We start from the raw sequence: 14,962 nt of genomic DNA, 5'->3' as shown, positions 1-14,962 counted from the left end.
AGGGGCGGGCGGGCCCCGGATTCCGGTGGGGCTCGCACCGTCGTCGATCCGCTGATGTGACAGGGAATAAGGTAATTACCTGTCACAGAGCGGATACGACGCACGGGTGTGCCTCGGCGATCCGGCCGGGCCGGACGAGACGGAGAAACGCCATGCGCTACCTGATGATGTCCAAGGCTTCGGAGAACGCGAAAACCCCCGACGAGAGGCTGTTCGCCGAGATGGGCGCCTTCATCGAGGAGCTCAGCGCCGCGGGTGTACTGCTGGCCTCCGGCGGTCTGGAGCCGAGCGGCGTCCGGCTGGTCTCCGAGGGCGGCGAGGTCACCGTCACGGACGGTCCGTTCGCCGAGTCCAAGGAGGCGGTGGTCGGCTTCGCCCTCGTCGAGGTCCGCTCCCACGAGGAGGCGATCGAACTGGCCCGCCGGTTCCGCCGGATCGTCGGTGACGGCGAGAGCGTGATCCAACAGGTCTTCGGTCCGTGACGGACGTCCACCGCACGATCGACGCGATCTGGAGGATGGAGTCGGCCCGTCTCGTCGCCGCGCTGACCCGCATGGTCCGCGATGTCGGCGCGGCCGAGGAACTGGCCCAGGACGCGCTCGTCGCGGCGCTGGAGCAGTGGCCGGAGTCGGGCATCCCGGACAACCCGGGGGCCTGGCTCACCACCGTCGCCAAACGCCGCGCGGTCGACCACATCCGCCGCGAACGGCGCCTGGCGGAACACGGCGAGACGCTCGCGTACGAACTGGCCGAGCAACGGCGACTCGACGGCGTCGGCGGCCCCGAACACGACCCCGGGGCCGCCGAACCCCAATCCGAGTCCGAGCAGGACGACGTGCTGCGGCTGATGTTCGTCTCCTGCCACCCGGTGCTGCCGACCGAGGCGCGCGTCGCCCTCACCCTGCGGCTGCTCGGCGGGCTCACCGCGGCCGAGATCGCCCGCGCGTTCCTCACCGTCGAGCCACTGATCGCCCGCCGCATCGCGACGGCGAAACGCACCCTCGCCGAGGAGCGGGTGCCGTTCGAGCTCCCGGTTGGCGCCGAGTTGGCCGAACGCCTCGCCTCCGTCCTGGAGGTCGTCTACTTGATCTTCAACGAGGGCTACTCGGCAACCTCGGGCGAGGACCTGATCCGGCCCGGCCTGTGCCTGGAGGCACTGCGGTTGGGCCGCCTGCTCGCCGAGTCGGTGCCCGACGAGCCGGAGGCCCACGGCCTGGTGGCGCTCATGGAGATCCAGGCGTCGCGTACGGCGGCGCGCACCGGTCCCGCCGGCGAACCCGTGCCGTTGCACGCGCAGAACCGGGGACGCTGGGACGGGTTGCTCATCCGCCGCGGCTTCGCGGCGATGTTGCGCGCCCGCGCGGCCGGCACACCCGGCCGGCCCGGTCCCTACCTGTTGCAGGCCGCGATCGCCGTCTGCCACGCCCAGGCGCGCACCGCCGAGGAGACCGACTGGGTCCGGATCGCCGGGCTGTACACCGCCTTGGCCGGCCTCCTGCCCACCGCCGTGGTGCGACTCAACCGGGCGGTCGCGGTGGGGATGGCGGACGGCCCCGCGGCCGGCCTCGCCCTCGTCGACGAGCTCGTCGCGGACCCCGCGCTACGCGACTACCACCTGCTCCCGGGGGTGCGCGGCGACCTGCTGCTGCGGCTGGGGCGCGGCGAGGAGGCCCGCCGGGAGTTCGAGCGCGCGGCGTTGCTGACGCGCAACAGCGCCGAACAGACCTACCTGACGCGTCGGGCCGAGGCGATCCCGCTCGGCGACGCGTCCGCGTGGACGTTCGGCGAGGCCATCGACGCCTTCCTGGCCGGGGATCGGCTCGCGCCGGCGACGGCCCGCTCCTACGGACAGACGATGTGGCGGCTGCGGCTCTCCCTGGGTGTGGGGATGCCGCTCGCGTCGCTGACGGCCGATCAGGTCGCCGGTGCCTTCCGCGTGTCGTGGGGTGGCGTGGCGGCGGCCACGTGGAATCGACACCGCTCCGCCGTACGGGCGTTCGCGGCGTGGACGCACACCCCGGGCCTGGACGCGGGCATCCCCCAGCGAACGCCCCGACGCCGCCCCGCGCCGGCGCCCGCCCCGATCCCGCCCGGAACGGCGTGGCCGGGAGACGTGGAAGCCCCGTTGCGGGAGCGCACGTTGTGGACGCTGCTGCACGAGTCGGGCACGACCGTCGCTGCCGTGCTGGCCCTCAACGTCCAGGACCTCGACCTGCCGGAGCGCCGAGCCCGCCGCACCGACCGGCGGTCGGATCGGCGTGACGCATGGATCACCTGGCGCTCGCGCACTGCGGCGCTCCTGCCCGAGCTTCTGGACGGCCGGACCAGAGGCCCGGTGTTCCTCGCCGACCGACGACCGGGCCCGACCCGGGCGGGCATCCTGGGCCCGGAGGACGTCTGCCCGCTGACCGGGCGCGGGCGACTGTCGTACGAACGCGCCGAGTTCCTGTGCAAGTCCACGACCGGACACCCGCTGCGCCGACTACGAGACTGGAGCCAGGAAGAGAGCCGATCCTGAAACCGAGCCGAGGCCGTCGACCCACAACCCCACCCGACCGACCAACACGATCGACACGGCGAAAGCTCTCGCCGCCGAATTCCCCCGCCGATCCGGCATCCCCATCACCGCAGGGATGACGCAGGCCCGGATCACCGAGGCGGTCCGCCACACGTACGACCGGGAAGGCGTCCGCCTGATCACGCCCGGCATCGGGGCCGCCGTACCCGCCGACTGTGGGGCTGTTCCGCGGTGGCGGCATGCCCGGTCACCGGGCCGAAGCCGGTATCGAGCCGCGTGGTGATCGACTCGACCGGGTCGCCGGCGACCTGGTCGGCCAAGGCGGGTGCCGCCGTCGAATCGCAAGCCCGGCGCATGCGTGAGGTCGAAGACCGGGTGCTCGGCCGGCGGAGCGGTCCTCACTGCCGACGGGTCCGGCCGGAGGCCGGTTGTCGTTGCGGTCGGGTGTGGTGTCTTCAGGGGTTGGCGGGGTCCTCGGCCGGCGGGTGGGTGGTGGGGCGGCCGTGCCAGTCCAGGCATACCACCAGGGCGTCGTCGTCGGGGTCGGGGCGGCCTCGGTGGCCGGTGAGTTCGCGCAGGAGGGCGCGGGGCATCTCGGCGGCGGGCAGCAGTCGGGTCGCGTTGATCGCCCGGGCCAGCGCGCGTTCGCCGTATGCCTCGCCGGCGGGAGAGGCGACGGCGTGGACACCGTCGCTGACGAACACGAGGCGGTCGCCGGGCCGGAGCTGGAACTCCTGTGACGTGTAGTCGGTCTCCTCGAACATGCCCAGGGGTAGTTGCGCGTCGAAGTCGACCGCCGACACGGTGCCCTCGCGCAGGAGCAGCAGGCGGGGGGAGCCGGCGTCGACCACCCGGACTCGTCCGGTGCTCAGTTCGAAGTCCAGCAGCAGGACGGACAGGTAGGCGTCGCCGCGGTGCTGGGCGAACACGGCCTGGTCGGCGAGGGCCGCCTGGTCGGCGATGGAGATGCCGGCGCGGCGGGCGTTGCGCAGGGCGTTGATCGTGAGGTTGGTGAGCAGGGCGGCGTCGATTCCCTCGCCCATGCCGTTGGTCACCGTCAGGACGAGGTGGTCGGCGGTGGCGGACCAGTCGAAGTTGTCGCCGTGGACGGCGTAGGCGGGTTCGAGTTGGGCGCCGATGGCGTACTCGTCGCGGCTGCACGCTCGTCCGGGCAGGAGTTGCCACTGCATTTCGGCCGCCAGGGTCAGGCGGTCCTTACGCCGGGCCCGGAGGTAGATGTCGGTGTCGCGTTCGGCGACGATCACCGCGTGGGCGAGCATTTCGGCGATGTCGAGCAGTTCGGCCCGGATCGCCGACGAATGGGCGTCGGTGGGCAGGACGACGCTGAGTACACCGAGGCGATCGCCGCGTACGGTCACCGGGAGGTGTACGACCGTGGCGTCTTCTCGCTCCTCGCGGCCGGGCTCCTGTGCGCCGAAGACTCGGCCCGGGAGACTGTTGTCGATGGACAGGGATTCCGGGGTGTGGGCGAGCCCGGAGACCGGCAGCAGGACGGTCAGGCTGTAGTCGGCCAGCAGAAGTTCGACGGATCTCGCCCCGTAGTGCCGCTTCAGCACGGTGCGGATGGCGTCCAACAGTCCATGCGGTGGGGCGGCGCGCAGCGCGCGCTCGGCTTCCTCATATGCATTCACAGTCAGTCTGCAGCCGTTCTCTGCGGAGGCGCGGCGGTGGCGCCTCCGTGCGGGTCCGGGGGCGGTCCGGACCGCTGTCGGATCAACCGCTTTTCCAGCGTCTATTGTGGTACGGCGCGGCCGTCGGGCCGGCGGCTGTTTCGGGCGTCAGAGTAAGGCGGTGAGCGGGGTTTCCTCCCCTCGACACGACCAAGCGGACGAGACGGCGCGAACGGCGACTGCCGCGGCCGAATTGCTCGAGATGCTGCTTGGGCGCGCGTCCACGGCTCCCGTCTCCACGTCACAGCTGCGGGCGCTGTTCCTGCTGGAGCAGCACGATGGCATCAACCTGCGCACGTTGGCCGACGGTCTGCGGTCGACGCCCTCCTCGACCAGTCGCCTGTGCGACCGCTTGCAGGCGGTGGGTTTCGTGGAGCGCTCGCCCAGTGCCAGCAGTCGTCGGGAACTCGAATTGCGGCTGAGCGGGCGGGGCCGTGCCTTCCTGGCGGATCTGCGCGCGCGCCGACAGCGCGAGCTGGCCGTGGTGACCGCACGCATGTCGCCGGAAACCAGGACGATGCTGCTCAAGGGCCTCGAAGCCCTGCACGGGGCCGCCGCCACTCTCGCGGACGAGGTGGCCGACGCAGCGCGCGTCCCCCAGGCCCGTACCGCCTGACCCGAGCGGACGTCACCCCCGACGGGGCGTGCGGCGCGCCCGTCCGCACGTGTGCCGGGGGCGCCGGGCATGCCGACGAAGGCGTCGCGAGCCGACACCGGTCGGTGCCCCATGGCGACCCCCTTCGTCGGACCGGCAGCCTCACCCCGTCGCGGGCGCGCGGGATCGAGCGACGGGATCGTCGCTGTCTGACGTCGGTGGCCGTGTCTTGCTCCGCCGTCCGATGTGCAGCGTATCGAATTATTGACTGGTGACAAATATTGCGACCAGGCATGCGTTTGGGTCCGACACCGGTAATCCCGAGGGGAGTTCCTCGGAACGGCCTCGGGTGGTCCCGACGACATCCGTGCGCGGCGATCGGCCACGGGTGTCGCGTCGGGCGCCGGCGTTCGGGAGTGGGGGCGGATGCGGCGTCGCCGCTCGCGTCGACCGCGGAGGGGAACCCGTCGGCATGGGTGCGCCCGGTGAGGCGCCTGTCGCCGCCGTTGCCGGCCGTTGTCGCGTGGATCACCCCCGCGGCGCGGCAACGGCGGTGCTACAGGCCGCTGTTCACCGTTGGCACAGCTCGTGCAGGGCCCGCCATTCGAGGTAGAGCACGAACCGGAGGTGGTTGTACGCCTGGTGGACCGCGCTCGCGCAGGGCGCGTCGAGTTTGTAGCCCTTCACGGCGTCCTTGAAGGGGTGGCCGTCCATGCCGTCCGGTGTCACGAAACCGAGTTCGAGCAGCCGACCCAGCCCTTTCGGGTCGGCGGCGAACATCCGAGCGATCAGCAGTTCGTTGAGGGTCGTGCTGCTGACCGAGTGAGACGGCGGCTTCTCGACGATGGGCATCGCGTTTTCGAGGAACTCGTTGACCGCCGCGCGGCCCTCCAGCAAGGCCGCGTTCCAGTCGAAGTCCAAACGTTCGGGCTTGGCGCCCGACGTGGCGACCACGCTCGTCCCGGTCGCGTTCAGCAACCGTCCGAGATCGGACCGGGCCTCGACCGTGGCCCGCAAGGCGATGAGCAACTGCACCGCCCGCAACAGTTGCGCGCCGGGGGTGGGCCAGGTGATGCCGAGTTGAGCGTGATCCTTGCCCGGATGCCAGCTCCACCCGTCGGGGATCTTCAGCACCAGCGGCAGCACCGCCTCCAGCAGCGACGCCTTCGGCTTGAGGCTCCGGCTGCGGACTTCCTTGCGCAGTTCCGTGCAGTCCGCGTGCGTGAACGGCGTTGTGGAGCTGTTGGTCCACTCGTCGACGCTGACCGTCGCCGGGTCGATCGCGTTCGTCCCCGGCGGGACGGTGAACCTGAAGTGGTGCCTCGAGTCGTGCAGCCACTTGTGGTCCGCGAACTTGGTCTCGGCACCGGGCGTGACCGTCCAAGTCAGGGTCACTGGCGCAGGCGCGGGCGCAGCCATCGGTAATCCCCCATCCCCCAGGGCCCGGCCACCGCCGGGCCACTGTCCGCCATGCTGCCGGACCGCCGGGCGGCCGCATGTCGAAAATGCGGAACTGTCGGATAATGTGCCAAATTGATGGAACTTTTCCATCACGGGCACGATCGGACGCTCTTCGTCACGGGTGAACCGGCCGGTGGGTGGCGCCGATCGGCGCCCCCGAGCAACTGCGGCCCGGGCTTCGGCCGTAGGGCGGTTGCCCCTCGCGTGGCCGCCCGGCCGCCTCCTGTTCCCGGGCGTCGACGTCGGTGAAAACCGGGTGACAATTGGGCGCCTCGGCTGGAACCCTGCCGCACGACGGACCCGACGGACCCTCACCAGGATGGATGTGACGAGAAGTGAAGAACCGACAGGCATGACCTCGGACAACGGACTCAAGGTGCACAGTCGCACTCTTGTTCTGGACGGTCGCCCGTACACCCTGCTCGGGCTGCGTCCCGGAACCACCGAGCGTTTCGCCGTCGACGAGTTCCACGGCTACCGGCACATCGTCACCCACCGATCGGGCGCGCTGTTGCTGGGTTCGCTGTTGTGGGGCATGGCGCACCGGCGGGCGCAGAACACCGTCCTGGTCGTCGACCGCCCGTTCCTGGACCCGAGTCCGTTCGATGCGGAGCCGTCGCCGTCCATCGTGGTCGTGCCGACCCAATCGACACCGTTCGGTGACCGTGCGGCACGCGAACTCCGACGGCAGCTCCCGCTGTCGACGCCGTCCGAGGGGACACTTCGGCTGCGTAGGACCGGATTCACGGAGGCCGTCGCCGACCGGGAGGCATGGTTCGGCGCGCGCCCGCCCCGGCGCTTTCACGGGTACGACGAACGGCATCGCCGTCCGGTGATCGGCATGCGCGCGGGACTGCTCGTGCTGCCCGGCACTACGGAGTGGCTGCGCGAATGGGCGGTGGAGATCGGCTCGCTGGACCCGGCGGCTCCCGGCCTGGGCCGCGGGGCCGGAATGGTGTACGACTCCATCCACACCGATTTCAGCCTGGAAGTCCACGTGTTCGACAACTATCGCGACCGCGTGACGGCTGCACGGCTCGCCCGGGAACAGGTCGAGACGGAGCACCCGGCGTTGCGCGACCCCGATGCCCTGCGCCCGCTCATCCGGGAGCGCAACACGGATATCCACGTGCGCATGAGGCGCAACCGGACGGCGCGCCACACCGCTGCGCGGCGGGACGCTCCGTCCTGAGTCGCCGGCCGGCAGTCGTCGGCCCGACGAACCGGCCACCGCGTCGCGGGCGGGACGCGTGTACTCCCCGTTGTCGTTGTAGTGGCACAGCTCGGCGTAGCGCGCCCGGTCGGTCACTGCGTCGAACCGCCGCGCCGCCGAACGGAGGTGGCGGGCGCGAAGGCCGCTCAGGCGGCCGGGGCTCCGTCTCGGCGGAGGGGGCGTCCAAGGATGCGCTGCACGTCCTCCTCGATGTCGTCCGGCAGTTCCGCGCCGAACACGCACAGGGAGTGTTCCCAGGGATGTCCGAAGGTGCCGAATCGAAGGTCCTCCGCGAGGAACACGTGGTAGTCCCCGCTCGGGTACGGGCCGAGCGGCCAACCCTCCCGTGAGCGCCCTTCGAGGACGCGGGGCAGGAACATGTCGGTGTCCGGGATATCCGGACGGAGCCGGTAACAGGTGTGCTGCCAGTCCAGGATCCACAGCGACTCCCCCGGCCGGGTGTGGTCGGTGAGCCCGTCCTGGACGACGTCGACCAGACGGTCGAGGTGTCGGTCGCCGGGGTCGTCGTTCAGCGCGTCGAGGCTCCACGTGATCGACGGCGAAGGCTCCGTGATCCCCGAGAACACGCACACGCTGGGTCTGAAGTCGAATCGGGCATCGAAACGGTCCCGGATACCCATGTATTCGGGGCCGGACAGACGGTGCAGGCGTTCGGCGATCACCAGGCGAATCTATCGTTGGCCCATCCGCCGGTGGTGCCGGCGACCTGCGGGCTCTACCGGGCGAGCCGCGATTGGTCGGTTTCACGGATGAGTTACAGAGAGCGGAACCGGTGCAGTTCGAAGTGCCTGCCGCTCGCGCCTACTGCTGGAGTTCCATGACGTCGGCGACCACACAACTGACGTTGTCGGGGCCGCCGAAGCCGTTGACGAGGGCGATGAGTTCGCGGCCGGCCTGCTCGGGATCGCTGATCTCGGCGAGCGTATGGCGGATCTCTTCGGTCTGCAGGACGGTGGACAGACCGTCGGAACAGAGCAGGTACCGGTCTCCCCGCCGGGCGTCGTGAAGACGCATGTCGGGGGTGGCGTCGGCTCCTTGGCCCAGGGCTCGGATCAGCAGCGACCGTTGGGGGTGGGAGGCGGCTTCTTCCGGACTGAGGCGTCCCTCGTCGACCATCGACTGAACCATGGTGTGGTCGTGCGTGATCCGGAACAGTTCTCCGTCGCGCAGGAGGTAGGCGCGGGAGTCGCCGATGTGGACCAGGGCCAACTGCGAGCCGGTCCAGAGCATTGCGGTGAGCGTCGTGCCGGCCCCTTCGGGCGAAGAGCCGGTCGCGGCGATGCCGTGCACGGCCTGCTTGGCCTGCTCGATGACGTCTTCGAGGACGTTGAGGAGATTGCCCGCCGGGATGCCGTCGGTTTCGAGACGCTTGAGCGCGTCGACGGCAGCGGCGCTTGCGCGGGCTCCTGCGCTGCCGTAGCCGTCGGCGACGGCCAACAGGCGGGACCCGGCGTAGGCGGTGTCCTGGTTGCTCTCGCGCACGAGGCCCGTGTCGGAAAGGGCGGCGTAACGAATTCCCAGGGGCTTGGCAGTCGGGGACATGGCGGGGTCCTTCCGGGAGAGACGGTCGATGAGAAAGGTGGCCAGGTCCCGCCGTGCGGCGGTGTCGGCCTCGACCCGGGCCCAGAACGCGCGGACCTCCTGGGCCGCCGACGGTCCGTCCAGCGCGCAGACGTACCGGATGCGGGTCAGGGGCATCCCCAGGCGCCGGAGCCAGGCGACCAGCCGGGCCCGATCCAGTTGTTCCGGTGCGTAGAGGCGGTAGCCGGTCACCGGATCGACCCGCGCGGGGGGCAGCAGACCGAGTTCGTCGTACAGACGCAGCGCCTTCGGCGACAGCCGGGACGCCTTCGCGAACGCCCCGATGGTCAGCAACCCCATGCCCGCTCCTCCTCATGCCGAGCACGTCGCCCGGCCGGACCGATGTTGTGGGTTCCCCCAGGGTGAAGGTCAACCATCGGCCTTCATCCTGGCCACAAGCCCGAGATCCGCCGGGGTCGTGTGGGCGCACCGCCGAGACGCCCGGCGGAGCTGCGGTGGGCGGGCCGGCGCGGGTGAGGGGCGTGCGGTTGGTGGCGTGGGGTCGCGGGCCTATTCGGAGGTGGGGTGGGGCTCGGCGATGCGGTTGCTCAGTCCGTCCAGGATGAGGGCGAGGCCCGCTTCGAAGGCCGACTCGTGGTTGATGTGCGGGACCTCGGGATGGTGTGTGTCAGGGTCGGTGTCCGCCTGCTCTTCCAGGACGCAGCCGACCGTGAAGTAGCCGGAGGCCAGCATCGCCATCCGGGCGTCCCGCTCGGGGATGCCCGATGCGAGCAGGAACGCCATTTTGCGGGCGAGGCGGTCGAGGTCCTCCCCTGCGGGGCTGCTTCCGGCGTGGAGTCGGGCGCCGTCGCGGCGCATCAGCAGGGTGCGACGGAAGCTGCGTGTGTTCGCCAGGAACCAGTCGCGCCAGTCGTCGGCGGGATCGGGCAGCAGGGCCGTCGCATGGGGTGCCATGGCGGCCTCGGCCATGGCACCGAGCAGTTCCTTCTTGTTGCGGAAGTGGTAGTAGAGCGACGGCTGTTCCACGCCCAGTCGCTTCGCGAGGTGTCGCGTGCTGACGGCGTCCAAGCCGACCTCGTCGAGCAGGTCGAGTGCCTCGCCGACGACGGTCTCACGGGTCATCTTCACGTTGACAATCTATCAGTGATAGGTGACGCTGTACATGCACCTATCAGTGATAGAAAGAGAGGGTGTCATGACACACGAAGCCGAAAACCCCTCGTTGAAAGTCCTTGTCTGCGGCGGCGGGATCGCGGGCCAGGCACTGGCCTACTGGCTCGCCCGAGGCGGTCACCGGGTGACCGTCGTCGAACGTTTCCCGGCGTTGCGGGCCACGGGTGCCCAGGTCGACCTTCGGGGCCAGGGCATCGACGCCATACGGCGGATGGGGCTCCTCGACGTCATCAGGAACAAGCTCGTGGACGAGGCGGGCGTCGCCCTGGTCGATGCCCGCGGCAAGGCGAGGGCGACGATCATGGCCAACACGTCCGGGCGTGGTCGGCAGACTCTGACGTCGGAGTACGAGATCATGCGCGGTGACCTGGTGCGCATCCTCCACGATGCGACGAAGGCGGACGTGAACCACGTCTTCGGCATCAGCGTGGACCGATTCGAGCAGGACGGGAAGCGCGTGGTCGCCCACTACTCGGACGGGTCCTCGGGCGAGTTCGATCTCCTGGTCGGCGCGGACGGGCAGGGGTCGCGCGTGCGGCGGGCCATCCTGCCGGCCGGCGCTCCCGATCCCTACCGGCGCGTGGGCATCCACATGGCCTACTGGTTCGTCCCGCGCATCGCGACGGACTCCAACATCCGGGACACCTACAACGCGCCCGGCGGCCGGATGATCATGCGCAGGAGTCACAACCCGACCGAGACGCAGGTCTACTTCGTGCTGCGGGAGGAGTCGCAGGAGGCATCGGCCGTCCACCGGGAGTCGATCGAGCGCCGGAAGGAGTTCTGGGCCGACAGGTTCCGCGACGCGGGCTGGCAGACCGGGCGTTTCCTCGAGGGCTTGGCGGCGACCGACGACCTGTACTCGCACGAGGTCGTGCAGGTGCGGACGGACACGTGGTCGAAGGGGCGCGTGGTCCTGGTCGGGGACGCCGCGTACTGCCCCTCCCCCTACAGCGGCATGGGCATCTCCGGCGGCCTGGTCGGCGCGTACGTCCTGGCCGGCGAGATCAACCGAAGCCCGCACGACCTGGCCGGCGCCCTGGCGAACTACGACCGCACGCTGCGGCCCTTCGTCGACACGATCCAGGCCCAGGTCAAGCCGCGTGTCCTGCGGCTGAGCATGCCCGAGCACAAGGTGGGCATCGACGCGCTCCACTCGGTCGCCGCCCTGGCCTGCTTCCTGCACATCCCCGACTTCGTCGCGCGCCGCGCGAAGGAGGACCGGGGCGGGGACTGGCTGCTTCCGGAATACCCCTGACGGGGGGAGGCTTTCGGCCGGCAGCGGGATCGACGCCCCTTCGCGCGCACATCCGACGGGCTCGGGCGCCGGTTCCTTCGAGTCGAGGTTGCCCGAACCCGAAGCGTGGGCATCGGGTCGCGCCCGAAGGGGCGTTTGCCGCTGGAAAGGTGTGCGTGGGGGCGGGGTTGTCGGGTGGGCCTCGGCCCCGCTCCCCCACCTCGCCACGCACCCCAACGGCGGCACGACACGACTCGTGTTCGGAAACGGATGGGCACCGCCTCGGTCGCGACGGGGCGATGTCCGTGACGTACGTGGGGATTTCGGCTTTCGGGTCGTGCGCTTCGGTATGCGGGGGCCATGGGTGGGTAGGGACCCGAGCATTGTCGGGGCCGATCCGGGGAGACTGCATGACGGCGTTGCCGCGTCGAATACGGCGTCCCCTTCCCCGTAGCGGCGGCATCCTCGACGGTCGCTACCGCCTGGGCCCGCTGTTGGGTGCGGGCGGCACCGCCGATGTCTTCCGGGCCGTCGATCTGCGCCTGCGGCGGGAGGTCGCGGTCAAGGTCTTCCGACCGGGCGTGTGCGCGGTGACGGCGGAACGGTTCTGCCAAGAGGCGGTGTTGCTGGGCCGGTTGACACATCCTGCCCTGGTCACGGTGCACGATGTCGGTTGGCACGAGAGTTGCACGTACGTGGTGATGCGCCTGATCCGAGGCGTCACCCTGCGCGAACACATCCTGGACGGCCCCCTGACCGGCGACCGGGTGGCGCGGCTCGGCGCGCGGCTGGCCTCGGCGTTGGAGCACGTACACGCGGCGGGCATCGTGCATCGGGACGTGAAACCGTCCAATGTCCTGATCGGCCCCGGCGACGCGCCGTACTTGGCGGACTTCGGGATCTCGCGTCTCGTCGACGAACCCACCCGTTCCACTCCCGGCACCGTGGTCGGCACCGTCGCGTATCTCGCACCCGAGCAGATTCTCGGTCGGGGTTCGGGGCCCGCGTGCGACGTCCACGCCCTCGGCCTGGTCCTGCTGGAGGCGCTGAAAGGCGAACGCGAGTATCCGGGAGCCTCCCTCGAAGCCGGCCTGGCTCGCTCGCTGCGCGCACCGCACATCCCGTCCTACGTTCGCGGCGAACTCGCCTCCGTGATCGAGGCGATGACGCGAGCCGATCCCGCGACCAGGCCCGATGCCGCCGAGTGCGTGCGTCTGCTCGACGCCGCCGCGTCGTCGTCCGCGCCCACCGCCGGCACGCCGCGCGAACCGGTGCTCGTGGCCGGCCACGCGTCCGTCGGCGAGGTGCCTCCGTCGACCTCGACGCCGGCCGCGTCCGGTACGTCGGCGGTACGGCGGATACGACATCGCCTGCCCGTCGCGGGTCTGGTCGCCGGCCTCGTACTGGGTGCGTGTGCGGCGACCATGTCGGTCCTCGACGACCACGCCGCCCCGGGCACGGACGACGGCCGTCCGGCCCCGGCCATCGCGCCGCTGCCGCCTGCCACCCAGCCGGCGGCCCCACCCACCGGGACCCCGACGACGGCCTCCTCCCCCTCGCCCTCGACGCCACCCGCGCGCGCGACCGCTCCCGCCGCTCCGCCCCGGGCGACGACCCACTCCGTCGGCGACCGGGTGTCCGCGTCCGCGAGCGGCGATTCCCCGACCCGGGGCCCGAACAAGCAGCCGAAAGGCGACACCAAGCCCAGGAAGAACAGAAATGAATCCGGCGGACCTCCCGGCAAGCCGGAGCGGTAGACCCGCCACCCGGCGGATTCCCGACGACCCGACCTCGCCGACGCAGGCGTGGACCGTGTCCGTCCGTCACGACCGCGGGGCAGGGGCGCGTCCCGCTGCCAGCGGTGCCACCCGAGCCGGCGGCCCGGCTGCCGGGTTCACTGCCGATGGTCCACCGGACCCGTCGCGGGTCGGGAGGGTGGCGGATCGCATCCGGCACTAACGTGGATAGGACGATGACCGGCGCGGAAGCTCGGACTGATCCTGCGTCTCGTGTTCACGCGGTCACGGAGGAGCCATGACGGATGCCGAGAAACCCGACCGGGCCCCGGGAGTCGGTCACGGCCGCAGAAGCCGTCCCGGGGAAGCCGAGAGCCCCGAGGTGCAATCGCTACCGGTGACCCCCGCCCAACGCCGGCTCGCCCGGCTGGCCTTCGCGGCTGCGCTCGGTGTCGTGGCGATGCTGATCATCGGCGGTTTCCGGAGTCTGTCCGTGCTGATCGTGGGTGTGCTCGGACTCGCGGTGACGCTCGCGGCGCTGTGGGGTTTCCTGAGCAACCGAAGCCCGCTGCGCTGGGTCTGCCTCACCCTCGCCTTCGCCTTGCCGATCGCCGTGATCGTCTTCTACATCGCCCGCCACCAGTTGTGGGAGATCGTGGTGACGCTGCTCCTGGTGGCACTGGCAGTGGCTGCCGCCAGAGCCGCACTGATCCGGGCCCGGCCGCCCCACGGCATGCCCGAGCGTGAGAAGCCGTCCCCGGTCCGACCGTTTCTGATCATGAATCCCCACTCGGGTGGAGGAAAGGTCCGACGGTTCGCGCTGGATGACAAGGCGACCGCGTTGGGCGCCGAGGTGGCCCTGCTGAATGGTCCCGGCCGGGTCGATGTCGCCGAGTTGGCCCGAAGGGCAGTGGTGAACGGCGCCGATCTGCTCGGGGTCGCCGGCGGCGACGGCACCCAGGCACTCGTCGCCGCCGTCGCCGCCGAGAACGGCCTCCCGTTCGTCGTCGTCTCGGCGGGCACGCGCAACCACTTCGCGATGGACCTCGGGTTGGACCGGGAACGGCCGGACGCCGGCCTCGACGCCCTGCGTGACGGCGTCGAACTGTCCCTGGACCTGGGGCTGATCGGCGAGCGAACCTTCGTCAACAACGCCTCGTTCGGTGCCTACGCCGAGGTCGTGCAGAGCCCGGCGTACCGGGACGACAAGCGGGGCACGATGCTTCGGCTGCTTCCCGAGATGCTCTCGGGCCAACGCGGCCCCCACCTGGTCGTCCGGATCGACGACGAGGTGGTCATCGAGGGCCCACAGGCACTACTCGTCAGCAACAACCCGTACGAGTTCGGTGGTCCGACCGAACCGGGCCGGCGGGCCCGCCTCGACACCGGCCTGCTCGGCGTCATCGCGATCACGGTCGACAACGCCGAGCACGCCGTCGAACTGCTTCGTGGCAGCCGTGGCAGGGGACTGCGCACACTGGTCGCACACGAGGTGCTCGTCGAGTCCGACGCCCCCCGGATCCCGGTCGGCATCGACGGTGAGGCCGTACTCATGCCCACCCCGGTGCGCCTGTCGATCCAACCGCTCGCACTGCGGGTGCGGGTGCCACGCGAACGGCCGGGCGTGCCACGGCCGAAGCCTCCGATCGACTTGGCGCTGCTGCGTCACCAAGCACTGGCCACGGCGCGTCTCGCCTCGACCCGTCACCGGGACCGGGACCGGAAGTGACGGTCCACCGCGAAACGGACGGTTCCTCAAGTGGACGGTTTGTCGC

General features: G+C 70.7%; 12 protein-coding genes. 7 read left to right on the top strand and 5 right to left on the bottom strand.

All coding sequences use genetic code 11. The annotated features are described in order from the left end of the window. Positions 1 to 152: 152 nt before the first annotated feature. Both ACH4U8_RS43660 and ACH4U8_RS43655 read left to right on the top strand, forming a co-directional pair. Entirely contained in the window at positions 153 to 482 is a 330-nt protein-coding gene (locus tag ACH4U8_RS43660) for a YciI family protein (RefSeq protein WP_360321051.1), read from the top strand. Continuing rightward, positions 479 to 2,518 (top strand): sigma-70 family RNA polymerase sigma factor, encoded by a 2,040-nt coding sequence (locus ACH4U8_RS43655; RefSeq protein WP_395784043.1) that lies wholly within the window; start codon positions 479 to 481, stop codon positions 2,516 to 2,518. Before ACH4U8_RS43660 ends, ACH4U8_RS43655 begins: the two co-directional genes overlap by 4 nt. 455 nt (positions 2,519 to 2,973) lie before the next feature. On the opposite strand, the gene ACH4U8_RS43650 is transcribed toward ACH4U8_RS43655, so the two are convergent. Continuing rightward, entirely contained in the window at positions 2,974 to 4,170 is a 1,197-nt protein-coding gene (locus ACH4U8_RS43650; RefSeq protein ID WP_360321057.1) for a PP2C family protein-serine/threonine phosphatase, read from the bottom strand. Positions 4,171 to 4,411: 241 nt separating this feature from the next. Between ACH4U8_RS43650 and ACH4U8_RS43645 the strand changes: the two genes are divergently transcribed. Further along, positions 4,412 to 4,825: a MarR family transcriptional regulator gene (locus ACH4U8_RS43645; RefSeq protein WP_395784041.1), complete on the top strand. Its 414-nt coding sequence runs from the start codon at positions 4,412 to 4,414 to the stop codon at positions 4,823 to 4,825. Positions 4,826 to 5,374: 549 nt separating this feature from the next. Here ACH4U8_RS43645 and ACH4U8_RS43640 read toward each other — a convergent pair. After that, positions 5,375 to 6,199 carry a hypothetical protein gene (locus ACH4U8_RS43640; protein WP_360321063.1) on the bottom strand — a complete coding sequence of 275 codons (825 nt, stop codon included), beginning with the start codon at positions 6,197 to 6,199 and terminating at the stop codon, positions 5,375 to 5,377. Between the two features lie 418 nt (positions 6,200 to 6,617). Between ACH4U8_RS43640 and ACH4U8_RS43635 the strand changes: the two genes are divergently transcribed. Next, positions 6,618 to 7,457 carry a hypothetical protein gene (locus tag ACH4U8_RS43635; RefSeq protein WP_395784039.1) on the top strand — a complete coding sequence of 280 codons (840 nt, stop codon included), beginning with the start codon at positions 6,618 to 6,620 and terminating at the stop codon, positions 7,455 to 7,457. 167 nt (positions 7,458 to 7,624) lie between these two features. Here the strand turns inward: ACH4U8_RS43635 and ACH4U8_RS43630 are convergent, their stop codons facing one another. From ACH4U8_RS43630 to ACH4U8_RS43620, 3 genes are all read right to left on the bottom strand, one after another. Beyond that, positions 7,625 to 8,161 carry a DUF2716 domain-containing protein gene (locus ACH4U8_RS43630; protein WP_395784037.1) on the bottom strand — a complete coding sequence of 179 codons (537 nt, stop codon included), beginning with the start codon at positions 8,159 to 8,161 and terminating at the stop codon, positions 7,625 to 7,627. A gap of 139 nt (positions 8,162 to 8,300) precedes the next feature. After that, positions 8,301 to 9,380 carry a protein phosphatase 2C domain-containing protein gene (locus ACH4U8_RS43625; RefSeq protein WP_395784035.1) on the bottom strand — a complete coding sequence of 360 codons (1,080 nt, stop codon included), beginning with the start codon at positions 9,378 to 9,380 and terminating at the stop codon, positions 8,301 to 8,303. 210 nt (positions 9,381 to 9,590) lie between these two features. Then, entirely contained in the window at positions 9,591 to 10,163 is a 573-nt protein-coding gene (locus tag ACH4U8_RS43620) for a TetR/AcrR family transcriptional regulator C-terminal domain-containing protein (protein WP_395784108.1), read from the bottom strand. A 73-nt stretch (positions 10,164 to 10,236) separates the two neighbouring features. Between ACH4U8_RS43620 and ACH4U8_RS43615 the strand changes: the two genes are divergently transcribed. The 3 genes from ACH4U8_RS43615 (at position 10,237) to ACH4U8_RS43605 (ending at position 14,916) form a co-directional block, all read left to right on the top strand. Further along, a complete protein-coding gene (locus ACH4U8_RS43615) occupies positions 10,237 to 11,472 on the top strand; it encodes an FAD-dependent oxidoreductase (protein ID WP_395784033.1) in 1,236 nt (411 codons plus the stop codon). A 389-nt stretch (positions 11,473 to 11,861) separates the two neighbouring features. Further along, a complete protein-coding gene (locus tag ACH4U8_RS43610) occupies positions 11,862 to 13,208 on the top strand; it encodes a serine/threonine-protein kinase (RefSeq protein ID WP_395784031.1) in 1,347 nt (448 codons plus the stop codon). Between the two features lie 376 nt (positions 13,209 to 13,584). Beyond that, positions 13,585 to 14,916: a diacylglycerol/lipid kinase family protein gene (locus ACH4U8_RS43605; protein WP_395784029.1), complete on the top strand. Its 1,332-nt coding sequence runs from the start codon at positions 13,585 to 13,587 to the stop codon at positions 14,914 to 14,916. Positions 14,917 to 14,962: the final 46 nt, after the last annotated feature.

This window comes from Embleya sp. NPDC020886, from assembly GCF_044333915.1.
GTDB lineage: Bacteria > Actinomycetota > Actinomycetes > Streptomycetales > Streptomycetaceae > Embleya.
The sequence above is the reverse complement of the archived record's forward strand: the minus strand, read 5'-3'. Positions and strand labels throughout refer to the sequence as shown.